10 protein-coding genes are annotated in these 13,436 nt (G+C 48.9%); all 10 read left to right on the forward strand.

Translation table 11 applies throughout. The features are described from left to right. Window positions 1-132 precede the first annotated feature (132 nt). The 10 genes from CHI14_RS28425 to nadC all read left to right on the forward strand — a co-directional run bounded on the left by CHI14_RS28425 (window position 133) and on the right by nadC (window position 13,436). Window positions 133-657, forward strand: coding sequence for a S1 domain-containing RNA-binding protein (locus CHI14_RS28425; protein ID WP_095293365.1), 525 nt, complete (start codon window positions 133-135; stop codon window positions 655-657). Between the two features lie 529 nt (window positions 658-1,186). After that, window positions 1,187-3,694 carry a stage II sporulation protein E gene (gene spoIIE / locus CHI14_RS28430; RefSeq protein WP_170948307.1) on the forward strand — a complete coding sequence of 836 codons (2,508 nt, stop codon included), beginning with the start codon at window positions 1,187-1,189 and terminating at the stop codon, window positions 3,692-3,694. A gap of 85 nt (window positions 3,695-3,779) precedes the next feature. Then, window positions 3,780-4,532, forward strand: coding sequence for a vWA domain-containing protein (locus tag CHI14_RS28435; protein ID WP_095293366.1), 753 nt, complete (start codon window positions 3,780-3,782; stop codon window positions 4,530-4,532). After that, on the forward strand, window positions 4,516-5,463 hold the full coding sequence (locus tag CHI14_RS28440; RefSeq protein ID WP_095293367.1) for a serine/threonine protein kinase: 948 nt from the start codon (window positions 4,516-4,518) through the stop codon (window positions 5,461-5,463). Before CHI14_RS28435 ends, CHI14_RS28440 begins: the two co-directional genes overlap by 17 nt. Window positions 5,464-5,507: 44 nt before the next feature. Then, window positions 5,508-6,947 (forward strand): tRNA lysidine(34) synthetase TilS, encoded by a 1,440-nt coding sequence (gene tilS, locus CHI14_RS28445; protein WP_095293368.1) that lies wholly within the window; start codon window positions 5,508-5,510, stop codon window positions 6,945-6,947. Between the two features lie 52 nt (window positions 6,948-6,999). Next, window positions 7,000-7,539 carry a hypoxanthine phosphoribosyltransferase gene (hpt, locus tag CHI14_RS28450; protein ID WP_095293369.1) on the forward strand — a complete coding sequence of 180 codons (540 nt, stop codon included), beginning with the start codon at window positions 7,000-7,002 and terminating at the stop codon, window positions 7,537-7,539. A 101-nt stretch (window positions 7,540-7,640) separates the two neighbouring features. Beyond that, window positions 7,641-9,686, forward strand: coding sequence for an ATP-dependent zinc metalloprotease FtsH (gene ftsH, locus CHI14_RS28455; protein ID WP_095293370.1), 2,046 nt, complete (start codon window positions 7,641-7,643; stop codon window positions 9,684-9,686). Window positions 9,687-9,979: 293 nt separating this feature from the next. Continuing rightward, complete coding sequence (gene nadA / locus CHI14_RS28460) at window positions 9,980-10,918, forward strand: quinolinate synthase NadA (protein WP_095293371.1); 939 nt, start codon at window positions 9,980-9,982, stop codon at window positions 10,916-10,918. Between the two features lie 35 nt (window positions 10,919-10,953). After that, a complete protein-coding gene (gene nadB, locus CHI14_RS28465; protein ID WP_095293372.1) occupies window positions 10,954-12,573 on the forward strand; it encodes an L-aspartate oxidase in 1,620 nt (539 codons plus the stop codon). Then, window positions 12,570-13,436, forward strand: a complete 867-nt coding sequence (nadC, locus tag CHI14_RS28470; protein WP_095293373.1) for a carboxylating nicotinate-nucleotide diphosphorylase — start codon at window positions 12,570-12,572, stop codon at window positions 13,434-13,436. The genes nadB and nadC overlap by 4 nt, the downstream gene beginning before the upstream one ends.

A 13,436-nucleotide genomic window follows, 5' to 3' on the forward strand; every position in this document is an offset into this window, starting at 1 on the left:
TAGGCTTCCCTGCGGGGTAGAGCTCTGTTGACCTTGGTTTGCGGCATAAGGTATAATTACATTTAGCACAGCATTGATTTTGGCATCTAAAAAATCGGGTTGTATATTTTTAAGGGAGGATCATTTTATTCTATGGCAATTGAAGTGGGCACCAAGTTAGAGGGCAAGGTGACAGGCATCACGCATTTTGGAGCATTTGTGGATCTGTCAGGAGGTGTCACGGGTCTCGTTCACATCTCGGAAATCGCCGACAATTATGTCAAGGATGTCAACGACCACCTGAAACTTAATGACGTCGTTACAGTGAAGGTCATCAACGTTGACAAGGATGGCAAAATCGGACTTTCCATTAAGCAAGCTGTTGACAAACCGGTTGAGCAACAAACACAATCCAGACCGCCAAGAGCTCCAAGACCGGAACGCAGTGGAGGAGATCGCGAACGATTCAGCGGTGGAGGCCCAAGTGGCGGCCAAGGCCGTGGCGGCGGCGGTGGATTTAACCGCGACCGTGGAGGCCGTTCTTTCAAGCCCGCAGCAGGCAAACCTTCATTTGAGGATAAAATGTCACGCTTCCTGAAAGATAGTGAAGAGCGGATCTCTTCGCTCAAGAAGAACACAGAGGGCAAACGCGGAGGCCGTGGAGCCAAGCGCGTGTAATCTGTATCAACCTGATTTAAAATATAAGAAAAGCCGTTAACCCGAAAGGGTCGACGGCTTTTTTGTGTTTTGTCCTTTTTTTCTTTTAGTCTGTTGGTTGCGCATATTTTTTAGGGTTTACCGTCGGCTATGCGCGTCCCACTGGATTCCTGGCTTTTCTTGTAAAGTAGTGCTCCACAGATGCACTTTTTTCGCACAAGGACCAGAGGAAATAAGAACATTTGTCGTCTACCATTTTTTACCGACATGTTTCCATGCCATTCCGCAGGTATCCCGTTCAATTCAAGTTGAAGGAAGAACAAATGCCATTCAAAATCAGACAACTCTGTCCTCGGCGAATCAGGTTGTAAAGGATGGAATGACAATAAGGCCGGGGGTTTCGCTCCTCCGCGCCATGCTTGTTTCTTTTGTCGTAAACTTTTTGAACCCTGTCCACCTATTGTGACAAACTACGTCTTCTAATCTATCTATAATCAGAACCATCGAGGATGAAACATGAAAACAAATAATCGAATGGGGTGCCTTTGGGATGATGGAAAAGTGGAATGTCATTCAATTTCCGGGAATGAAAGCTGGTAAAGGGAGTACAGAAGCTCGGGAGGAGCTGTCCGTACGTCTCAAACAGTGGATTACCTCCCGCAAGGCTGTCCAGTTCGTTGCTGCACGCAAATGGGTGCTGCTCCTTACATTTATGGGATTCTTATTGGGGAAGGCCATGATCCTGAATGAACTATCGCCCTTTGCAATTGCGTACTTCGCGGTGATTGCCTTCATGCGAAGGGATTACATTATTCCCGTTGGGGCCGCTTTGCTGGCGGGGAGCCTGTTTGCTCCGTTTCCGGTTCCACTTATCGTTGCATCTGAGATGGCGATCTTCTATCTCTTGTTCAGAGGGCTGGAGTCTTATGACCGTGCTGAATTATCTTATGCACCAACAATGGTGTTTACGACTACTTTTATGGTCAAGTTGTTCGCAGTCGTCATTGGGCCGTCTTTCAGCTGGTACGCTATGTTAATGCTCACGATGGACTCCGTACTCAGCTTCGTGCTTACCCTGGTTTTTATACAAGCCATACCGATTTTTACGTACCGCAAAAAGAAATTCAACCTAAAGAGCGAGGAGATCCTCTGCCTGATCATATTGCTGGCCTCCGTTATGACAGGCGCGGTGGGCTGGACCATTCAGTCCCTTTCCGTGGAGCATATGCTCTCTCGTTATTTAATTCTGATCTTCGCGCTGGTGGGCGGAGCCCCCCTTGGGGCATCCGTCGGGGTCATTACGGGGCTGATTTTGAGTCTTGCTGACATGTCCGCCGTATACCAAATGAGTTTGCTCGCTTTTGCCGGGATGCTGGCGGGTATGCTTAGAGAGGGCAAACGTGCAGGCGTTGCACTGGGGATGCTGCTTGGCTCATCCATTCTATCCATTTATCTGGGCGGTCCAGGTGACGTGATGAATTCCTTATGGGAGACGTGTGCTGCCATTGTTCTGTTCATGCTTACACCTAAAAGCATGATGGCGGCCATATCCAAATATGTGCCAGGTACACAGGATCATACCAAATCGCAGCATGAATATGCGAAGCGAATTCGGGATATCACGGCAGAACGGGTGACCCGCTTCTCGCAGGTATTCCGCCAGCTTTCCCGCAGCTTCGATCAGATGTCCGGTACGGGGGAACCGGTACAGAACGAAGGCGGCATGGAGCATTTCATGAATGCGGTAGCAGAGGGAACGTGCGCAGGGTGCTTTAAACGTGCACAGTGCTGGGATGCCAAGTTTATTCAAACGTATAAATACATGACAGATGTGATGAGTTCCATTGAGGCCAATCCGGAGATGTCGGGCAAACAAATCCCAGTGGAGTGGAACAGGGTATGTGCCAAACCGGAGGAGGTGCTTGAGGTTATGCGTGCCCAATATGGGCTCTACCAGCATAATATGCAGTGGAAGCGTCAGATTGTGGACAGCCGGCAGCTGGTTGCCGAGCAATTATCCGGAGTATCCCAGGTGATGGAGGACCTGGCCAGAGAAATCCAACGGGAAAGTGAGGAGATGGTACAGCAGGAGGAACAGATTCGGGATGCGCTGGAGTCGCTGGGCCTGTCCATTCATTCGATTGAGATTATCAATCTGGAAGCAGGCAATGTGGAAATCGAGATAGTTCATGCCTATACGAGGGGATTTGATGAATGCCGGAAGATGATCGCGCCGCTGATCTCGGATGTTCTGGACGAGCATATTGCTGTTCTTCATGAGACGATGACGGATCCCCGTCAGGGTCTGGCAACCGTTACCTTTGGATCAGCCAAAACCTATGAAGTGACTACAGGGGTAGCTGCGGCTGCCAAAGGGGGAGATTTGTTATCCGGGGACAGCTTCAGCACGGTTGAACTGGGGAATGGTACCTTTGCGGTGGCACTCAGTGATGGTATGGGCAACGGGGAACGTGCGCGCATGGAGAGCAGTGCCGCGTTAAATATTCTGGAACAGCTGCTTCAATCGGGCATGGATGAGAAGCTGGCGATCAAGTCCGTGAACTCTGTGCTGATGCTGCGCTCTCCTGAAGAGATGTATGCTACGGTGGACATGGCTCTAATCGATGAATATACGGCAGAGACCACATTTATGAAAATCGGCTCAACTCCGAGCTTTATTAAACGCGGACAGGAGGTTATTCAGGTATCGGCCAGCAACCTGCCCATTGGCATTATTAAAGATATCGAAGTGGATCTGGTCACTGTACAGCTTCAACCGGGCGATATATTGATTATGATGACAGATGGAATCTATGATGCCCCAGGGTATGCCGTCAACAAGGAGCTATGGATGAAACGTCTCATTCAGGAGATTGATAGTGACGATCCGCAGGAGGTAGCGGACTGCCTGCTTGAGAGTGTGATTCGATATCAGCAGCATGAGATTTTGGATGATATGACTGTCGTTGTAGGAAAAGTAGAGCACTACCGTCCCGAATGGGCCACATTACGAGTACCGGGAATTAACCGGATGGAGCGTCCCCGTACAGTAAGTTAATTGCATCGTTCTCTGTTTGAAGTCTCTTCATTCTGGCAATGCTAGTCATAGAATTGGAGAGTAACGAAAAACGGAGGGATTTCGGATGAAGCAGATCTTGTTGATCACCGACGGTTGTTCTAATGTAGGTACAAGTCCGGTACTGGCAGCAGCGGAAGCACGTGAAGAGGGAATCACGGTCAATGTGGTTGGTGTGATCGATTATGGAACCATTGGTGAACTGGGTAGTCGGGAGATTGAGGATATTGCGAAAGCCGGAGGGGGGATCAGCCAGATTGTCGGCACAAGGCAGCTTGCCCATACGATGCAGATGATGACAAGGAAAACGGTGGTTCAGACCATTCAGCAGGCGGTTAATAGAGAGTTAACACAAATTTTGGGAGAGAAGGTGTCCAAAACCGTAACGGACCTTGAACCTGCCCAGCGTGCTCAGGTGGTAGAAGTGATAGATAACCTGGCTGAAACAGCCCCTCTTCAGGTCATCCTGTTAATCGATGTAAGTGCAAGCATGAAGCCTAAGCTCGCTGCGGTTGAAGAAGGAATCCGGGATTTGATGTTGAGCTTGCAGTCACGTGTAGGGCAGAGCAAGCTCTCGGTATTTCATTTCCCGGGTCGCCATAGTGGAGAAGAGGCTGTGATGGATATCAACTGGACATCGGATCTGGGTAGTGTCCGTTCGCTGTTTGGACGTCTGCAGATGAAGGGTGCGACCCCGACAGGTCCTGCGATTCAGAAGGTGATTGATTTTTACCGATATGGTACACTGGAGGGACAGCAGGAAATAGAAGGGAACTATCGCATTGAAAGAGAAGGGATGCTCGGTGACAACGTTGTCTGATGCCTCTTTCCCGCCAGGAACAGTAATTACGGGGAAATGGAATCGCAGCCGTTATACGATTCGCAAGCTGCTGGGCAAAGGCGCCAACGGCATCGTTTTTCTTGTCCAGCGGGGTGAGAATGGCAAGCACTATGCACTTAAGATGGGATTTGATCCGTTCGATCTGCAATCAGAGATCAATGTGCTCAAATCGTTTCAGCTACAGCGTAATCATGAGGCCCTGAAGCAGAGTGGTATTCCTTCCTATCTCAAGGATGTGGACGATTATGCCATTCAGGGACGGGATATTCCCTTTTATGTGATGCGTTATGTTCGGGGTGAAGCTCTTCACCACTTCATCAGGCGTCAAGGGACGGACTGGACACTGCTGGTTGGGCTTAGACTCTTACAGAAGCTGGCACAATTACATCAGGCGGGATGGGTGTTTGGTGATCTTAAGCCTCAGAACGTACTGGTATCCGATTATGGTCAAGTGGAGCTCATTGACTATGGTGGAGTAACGTCGATTGGACGAAGTGTGAAACAGTTTACCGAATGGTATGACAGGGGCTTCTGGAATGGCGGAAGCCGAACAGCAGATGGCACCTATGATGTCTTTGCTTTTGCCCTGTTACTGATTCACGTATTGGAGGGGGAAGCACTCAAGTCGCTGGCTGCCGAAGGATTGCCACAATTGCGGAGTGTCAGTCAGCTCACGGCTCTGGTGGAGCGAAGCGAAAGGCTGCGACCGTTTCGTAACTGGACGATTCAGGCTCTTCGGGGACAGTTCCGGGATGCCGGACATGCAGCCAAGGCCTGGAAAGACATGATGGCCCGGCCTACACCTCTTCGCCGGCGTTCATCAAGCTCTACACCACGCTGGCTTAAAAATGCATTCGCTGTATCCGTTATATTACTTATTGGGGTACTCATCTATGCACTGCGTTTTTAATTTTTACAGGTGCATATACATAACGCAAGGAATGAGGAACAGGTATGAAGGCTTTACGCTGGAACGAGCTGGTGAATCATGTGCTGGAGGCAGCGGAAGAGCATCAGTTATGGGTTCCCGGGGATCGGATCATCGTCGCAGTATCGGGCGGACCGGACTCGGTGGCTTTTTTGCATATTATGCATGAGATCAGTACAAGACATGTTCCGCTGAAACTGGTCTGTGCTCATGTGCATCATGGGTTCCGCTCAGAATCCGATGAAGAGGCCGAAATGGTCGGGAAAATGGCAGCACAGCTGAACATTCCTTTTGAATGGGTGAAGGCCGATATTCCTTCCTATATGAAGCTTACAGGAAAGGGATCACAGGAAGCAGCACGCGATAGGCGGTATGCATTTCTGCATGAGGTAGCTGACAAATATGGTGCAGCAAGCATCGCTCTGGCACATCATGCGGATGATCAGGCAGAGACCGTTATGCTTCATTTATTGCGTGGCAGCGGGTTAACCGGACTGTCCGGAATGAAGTTTAAACGCCGCGAAAAAAATGTGGAACTTATTCGTCCATGTCTTCGTATAAACAAGACAGACCTTGTAGAAGCTTGTAATACTCAGGGATTTCTGTACTTTAATGATGCAAGCAATTCCCAGCGTAAATATCGGCGTAATGCCATTCGCTTGGATGTGCTTCCTTATTTGGGGCAATATAATGGACAGCTCACGCCGTCTTTGAATCGGCTTGCCGAAATTGTGGGCGATGAAGACGATTTCATGGAACAAGGTGCATATGACGCATACAGGTGTCTAGTGCAGGTGAACGGCGGAAGGCAAACCTTTGAGGTGCCTTCCTTTTTGAAGTTACATGTCGCTTTACAACGAAGGTTGATTAAACTAATATTGAATTATCTGCCTTTGGACAGTGATTTTGTCGACTTTACCCGTATCGAAACCATTCGCCGCAAGGTGATAGAGCCTTATGCGAAGACCTGGAGCCTAGATATAGGACAGACACTCGCTTGTACCCGGGAGTATGATCTGGTTTCCTTTGGCTTACGGACAGACGTACAGGATCAATCTTTCGAGTATCGTCTCGTGCAATGGAACGGAACTTATGAGCTTTCACTCAGGGAGATTGACCGATATCTTCGGATCGTTCCTATGAGTCCCGAGGACTATCTTGTACCGGAAACGGCAGATCAGGCCGCATTTGATGCGGATCAACTGCTCATGCCGCTGGTTGTGCGTTCACGGTTACCTGGAGATACCATGAAAGTCATGGGATTAAACGGAAGCAAAAAGGTGAAAAATATTTTCATCGATGAAAAAATCCCCCCCTCTGTCCGTCCGCGTATTCCCGTGGTTTGTGACGGAGCAGGCAACATTGTCTGGTTGCCGGGTGTTCGCCGGTCGAATATTGCACCGGTGAAGGAGGATACTTCCGCCATCCTGTACATGACTGTAGGCAATTCAGCGATTCAGGGGTAGTGGTTATGGTTCAGGTAAGGCTTTCATAGTATAACTTAGGAGGTTCGCACAGTTGCAGAACGACATTCAGGAAGTATTGATCAGTGAAGAAGAAATTCAAAGTAAAGTCAAGGAATTAGGCGCAACACTAAGTGCCGAATATGCAGGTCGCAATCCTTTGGTCATTTGTGTGCTCAAGGGTGCGTTTATATTTATGGCTGATTTGGTTAAAAACATAACGGTACCTGTTGAAATGGATTTCATGGCAGTATCCAGTTATGGAGCATCCACCAAATCGTCAGGCGTTGTTAAGATCATCAAGGATCTCGACGTCTCGGTTGAAGGCCGTGAGGTTCTCATTGTCGAAGATATAATTGATAGTGGACTTACGCTCAGTTATTTGATTGAACTGCTTCAAAATCGCGGTGCCGAATCGGTGCGCGTGGTTACGCTTTTTGACAAACCTTCAGGCCGTAAGGTGGAGCTTGAAGCTCATTACACCGGCTTTGACATTCCTGATGCATTCATCGTTGGATATGGTTTGGATTATGCCGAGAAGTACCGAAATCTCCCTTACATCGGGATTTTGAAACCGGAAGTATACAGCAGTTAATAAGCATGCTAGTTCCAAGCCCAGTTCTGCTCGTGCCTTCTGTTGAGAAGCCATGTCGGGCTATGTTAAAATAATTAAAGTGTCTCGAGAGGAGGTAGGGGATGAATCGGTTCATCCGGAATTCTGGTTTTTATTTGATTCTTTTTTTAGTCGTGGTGGGCATAGTGCAGTTCGTCAGCAATGGCGGCGAAGCCACAGATAATCCTAGATATGATCAGTTGCGCACGGCGGTTAAGGCGAACAACATCTCGGAATTGACGGTTCAATTCGACGGTCAGTCTTTTCTTGTGACCGGTCAATATAGAGAGAAGCCTAGCGAAGCCAAATCAGAAAATTTCTCAACGTACATTCCTCCTACGGATGAAGCGATTAGTGAGCTTGTAGCGGCAAGTGAAGCTAATAATTTCAAGTTAAATCAGGAGCCAATGAGAGGTGACAGCATCTGGCTGACACTTCTGACATCCTTTATTCCTTTGATCATTATGTTCCTGCTGTTCTTCTTCCTGTTTAATCAGGCACAAGGCGGCGGCGGTAAAGTAATGAACTTTGGTAAAAGCCGTGCCCGTCTCTATAACGAAGAGAAGAAGCGGGTTACATTTGAAGACGTCGCAGGTGCGGACGAAGAGAAGCAGGAGCTTGTTGAGGTCGTTGACTTCCTCAAAGATCCTCGCAAATTCGCAGCTGTAGGTGCGCGGATTCCTAAGGGCGTATTGCTCGTGGGGCCTCCGGGTACTGGTAAAACGTTGCTTGCTCGTGCTGTTGCAGGTGAAGCGGGTGTGCCGTTCTTCAGTATCTCGGGTTCTGACTTCGTCGAAATGTTTGTCGGTGTCGGTGCATCCCGTGTACGTGACCTGTTCGAAAATGCAAAGAAAAACGCCCCATGTATCATCTTTATTGACGAGATCGATGCTGTAGGTCGTCAGCGTGGAGCTGGCCTTGGCGGTGGTCACGATGAACGTGAACAAACGCTCAACCAGTTGCTCGTTGAAATGGACGGATTCGGAGCCAACGAGGGTATTATCATCGTGGCTGCAACGAACCGTGCAGACATTCTGGACCCTGCCTTGCTGCGTCCGGGACGTTTTGACCGTCAAATTACGGTTGACCGCCCTGATGTAAAAGGTCGTGAAGCGGTACTGAAAGTACACTCCCGTAATAAACCACTCACAAAAGATGTGAAACTGGACATTATTGCGAAGCGTACAACAGGCTTCTCTGGTGCGGATCTTGAGAATCTCCTGAATGAAGCGGCATTGCTTGCGGCACGCCGTAACAGAAGAGATATTTCCATGCGTGAGGTAGACGAGGCGATCGACCGTGTCATCGTAGGTACGGAGAAGAAAAGCCGTGTCATCAGTGATCGCGAGAAACGAATTGTTGCTTATCACGAAGCAGGCCATACCATTGTAGGATACTTCCTGGAACATGCCGATATGGTACATAAAGTGACCATCATTCCGCGTGGACGTGCGGGTGGATATGTAATCATGTTGCCAAAAGAAGACCGTATGCTGGTTACCAAGCAAGAGCTCTTGGACAAAGTTACAGGACTCCTCGGGGGCCGTGTGGCAGAAGAATTGTTCATTGGTGAAATCGGTACTGGCGCATACAGTGACTTCCAGCAAGCGACAGGTATTGTACGCAGCATGGTTATGGAGTACGGTATGAGTGAGAAATTGGGACCTATGCAATTCGGAAGTTCACAAGGACAGGTATTCCTAGGACGGGATATCGGCCATGAACAGAATTACTCGGATTCCATCGCTTATGAGATCGATCAGGAAATGCAGCGCTTTATCAATGAATGTTACGAGAAATGTAAGGACTTGCTCGTAAAACATTCCAAAGAAATGCACTTGATCGCTCAAACGTTGCTTGAAGTGGAGACACTGGAAATGGATCAGATCAAACAATTGATCGAGACAGGTTCCTTGACTCCAAAACCGGAGAGCGATAATGATAACGAAGGTACGCCAAGTGAAGGCGGAGAACCAATCGTCGATAACATCGGTGATGTGCGTGTTCGCATTCAAGGCAAAGACGAAACACCTGAGCCACCTGCCGGAGATATCCCTAACGATGCTCCGAATCTGGATAAAGGCAACAGTAATGATCCAGATAATGGTGGTACGAAGCCAACGTCTTAATGTCTAACAGAACCTGTTCTGAGAACAGATCAAAGAGAGCCGAAAGGCTCTCTTTTTTTGTGCGTTTTGTTCAAATTGCAGAGATAATGATAACTGCGAGCTAGAGCGCGAACTACGCAGGAAACGGTTGATTAGGGTGTTGTTCTGTGCCATTTTCATTTATTGACAGAGTCGTGAACGTTGTGTACATTAGGTGTTAAACCGCTTGTGATTCGTTTCTCAAGCGAAAATATCGACGCAGATAGTCACAGGAAACGGCGCATGGCGCTGTCCGTCAAAGGAGAGGATCACAGGTGGAAGCTCTGGCTTTAGAGCGCAAGGCTGAGATGAACCGGGAGCTGCGAGAGCGGCTGATGGAGTTGAAGAAGGAACGTAACGCTATTATTCTTGCTCATTATTACCAACGTGACGAAGTACAGGAAGTAGCCGATTTTCGTGGGGATTCCTTCCTATTGGCACAGAAAGCCGCACAAACGGATGCGGATGTCATTGTATTTTGCGGGGTTCATTTTATGGGTGAAAGCGCTAAGATTTTGGCCCCGAACAAGACGGTTATCATTCCGGATGAACGTGCAGGATGCCCCATGGCAGACATGGTCAATGTTGAGGGCCTGCGTAAACTGAAAGCGCAGCATCCCAATGCAAAAGTAGTGACGTATATCAATTCCTCGGCTGAGATCAAGGCGGAGACCGACATCTGTTGTACATCGGCCAATGCAGTCAGGGTTATTCAATCTGTTGATTCTGATGAGATTATCTGGGTGCCGGATAAAAACCTCGGACATTATGTTCAGCAGCACACAGACAAAAAAATGATCATCTGGGAAGGGTATTGCAACACTCACGATATGCTGACTGTAAAAGACGTCGTCGAGATGAGAGCCAAATATCCAGATGCCGAGTTTGTCGTACACCCGGAATGTCGTCCGGAAGTCGTAGAGATGGGAGACTTTGTAGGCAGCACGACAGCAATTCTTGAATACTGTAAAAATTCTTCTACCAAGGAATTTATCGTGGGGACGGAAGATGGTACAGGATACCAGCTGCGACTGGATAGCCCGGATAAACAGTTTCATTTTGCCACCAAGTTCCTGGTGTGTCCAAACATGAAGGTCAACAACCTGAAGAAACTGGTTAAATGCCTGGAAACGATGAAGCCGGAAATTTACGTACCACCGGCCGTTGCCGACAAAGCCAGAGAATCGCTAGAGCGCATGTTACTGGTGAAGTAGCATGCGCTACTCTTGCTCCGAGACAGGTGAATAGGATGATACCGCAATATATAGTGGATTTTGATCTGTCCCAGCTGCCCATTGTGGAGACGGATGTACTAGTTATTGGTTCTGGCATTGCCGGATTATATACAGCCATCAGGGCAAGCAAACATAATCAGGTATTGATGATTACGAAGAAGTCGTTACTGGAGAGCAATACCCGCTATGCACAAGGAGGCATCGCTGCGGTAATCGCTGAAGATGATTCCCCTGCATACCATCTGCAGGATACACTTGTGGCTGGAGCGGGCCTGTGTCGCCGCGAGGCCGTGGAAGCATTGGTGAACGAAGGCCCGGATGGAGTACAGGAACTAATCCGTCTGGGCACATTGTTTGATGTGGAGAACGGCGAGCTGGCGTTGACGCAGGAGGGTGCGCACAGTCACCGCCGTATTTTGCATGCAAATGGTGATGCGACTGGATACGAGATCGTGAGGGCTCTTGCAGCTCAGGCCAGTGCACATTCAGGTATTGAAGTCTGGGATGAGCATTTTGTCATTGACTTGATCACGGATCATGGAGAATGTGTAGGGGCATTGGTTCAGAAGTCAGACGGTACCAAGGTGTTTGTAAAAGCGCGTGCAACGGTGCTCTGTTCCGGTGGGGCGGGGCAATTGTACCGCTATACAACCAACCCTGAGGTTGCCACAGCTGACGGTGTTGCCATGGCATATCGTGCAGGTGCAGTCATTCGGGATATGGAGTTCATCCAATTCCACCCGACATCCCTATGTTATCCAGGCGCTCCTCGTTTCTTGGTTTCTGAAGCGGTACGGGGCGAAGGAGCGTTTCTGCGAAATATCAAAGGTGAGCGTTTTATGGAACGTTATCATCCACAGCTTGAACTCGCTCCGCGCGATATTGTTGCACGAGCGATTGTTAGTGAGATGGAGATGACGAACAGTACATTCGTGTATCTGGATATTACTCATGAGTCGGCTGATTTAATCAAGCACCGATTCCCTACCATATATGAGACATGTATGCGGTACGGACTGGATATGACCACAGACTGGATTCCGGTTGCTCCGGCAGCACACTATATGATGGGCGGCGTCAAAACGGATTTGAACGGGGAGAGCAGCATTGGAAGGTTGTTTGCTTGTGGTGAAGTTTCCTCAACTGGAGTCCACGGAGCCAATCGTCTGGCGAGCAACTCATTGTCTGAGGCCATCGTATTTGGGCACAGAATTGTTGAACGCATTCAAACACTGCCACCGCTAAATTCAATACAGATTGAAACCCCTTCGCCGCATAGTGTCGGGAATAGAACATGGGATGAGCAGCAGCCCATTTCGGAACGACGTTTGCGTTTGCAGAAAATGATGGTTCGTCAGGTGGGTCTGAGACGTAACGGTGCCGGCTTGCAGGGAGCCTTGGATAAACTAGAGAGTGAAATGGATATCTTCAATTATTTGCTGACCCACAAGGAAGAGATGGAATACGCCAACCTTTTGACCTGTGCCTGGCTGGTCACCAGTGGAGCATTACATCGTCAGGAGAGCCGGGGAGCACATTACCGTGAGGATTTCCCGCTTCGTGATGATGCGGCTTGGCAGAAGCATAGTTTGCAGCAAAGAGAACAAGCGATTGTGGAGGAATTGATGTCATGATACTGAACGGATATAATGAAGGACTCATCGAATCCATCAAAAACTGGCTTCGCGAGGATGTGGGGGCAGGGGATGTCACTACGAGTGTGACGATTCCGGCAGGCCATCAATCCAAGGCGGTTATTCACGCTAAAGACCACGGGTTCATCGCAGGCATATCGGTAGCTGAACTGGTATTTCAGGTAGTAGACCCATCGCTCGTATTTAGACCGATGGTACAAGATGGAGATGAGGTTACTCGGGGAACAACGCTGGCAGAAGTGGAAGGAAGCACCCACAGTCTGCTTACAGGTGAGCGTCTGGCGCTAAACCTGCTGCAGCGTATGTCGGGGATTGCAACGCGCACACGTTCATATGTTGATGCATTAGAGGGCCTCTCTACGCGATTGGTGGATACACGTAAAACAACCCCTGGACACCGCATGCTTGAAAAATATGCAGTACGGATCGGTGGAGGGGCGAATCACCGATTCGGATTGTACGATGCGGTTATGATTAAGGATAACCACATTAAAGGGGCAGGCGGCATCACAGAAGCGGTGAAGCGGGCAAGAGATGTCATTCCTCATACGATGACTATTGAGGTGGAGACTGAGAATCTGACACAGGTGAACGAAGCCTTGCAGGCAGGTGCGGATATCATTATGCTGGACAATATGCACCCGGATCAGATGCGTGAGGCTGTTACGGTTATTCGTAAACAGGCTCCACATGTTAAAGTGGAGGCATCAGGTAATGTCTCTCTGGATACCATCCGGGGGATTGCCGAGAGTGGTGTGGATGTAATTTCGGTTGGAAGGTTAACCTATTCTTTCGAGAGCCTTGATATCAGCCTGGATTTAAACGAAAAGAAAGAGGGGTGA

Origin of the sequence: Paenibacillus sp. 7516 (genome assembly GCF_002272715.1) — a bacterium.
Lineage (GTDB): Bacteria > Bacillota > Bacilli > Paenibacillales > Paenibacillaceae > Paenibacillus > Paenibacillus illinoisensis_A.

What these genes read in the sequence shown, in the direction of transcription:
- CHI14_RS28425 (WP_095293365.1), top strand. Translation starts at nt 133, where the DNA reads ATGGCAATTGAAGTGGGCACCAAGTTAGAGGGCAAGGTGACAGGCATC.
- spoIIE (WP_170948307.1), top strand. Translation starts at nt 1,187, where the DNA reads ATGATGGAAAAGTGGAATGTCATTCAATTTCCGGGAATGAAAGCTGGT.
- CHI14_RS28435 (WP_095293366.1), top strand. Translation starts at nt 3,780, where the DNA reads ATGAAGCAGATCTTGTTGATCACCGACGGTTGTTCTAATGTAGGTACA.
- tilS (WP_095293368.1), top strand. Translation starts at nt 5,508, where the DNA reads ATGAAGGCTTTACGCTGGAACGAGCTGGTGAATCATGTGCTGGAGGCA.
- ftsH (WP_095293370.1), top strand. Translation starts at nt 7,641, where the DNA reads ATGAATCGGTTCATCCGGAATTCTGGTTTTTATTTGATTCTTTTTTTA.
- nadB (WP_095293372.1), top strand. Translation starts at nt 10,954, where the DNA reads ATGATACCGCAATATATAGTGGATTTTGATCTGTCCCAGCTGCCCATT.
- nadC (WP_095293373.1), top strand. Translation starts at nt 12,570, where the DNA reads ATGATACTGAACGGATATAATGAAGGACTCATCGAATCCATCAAAAAC.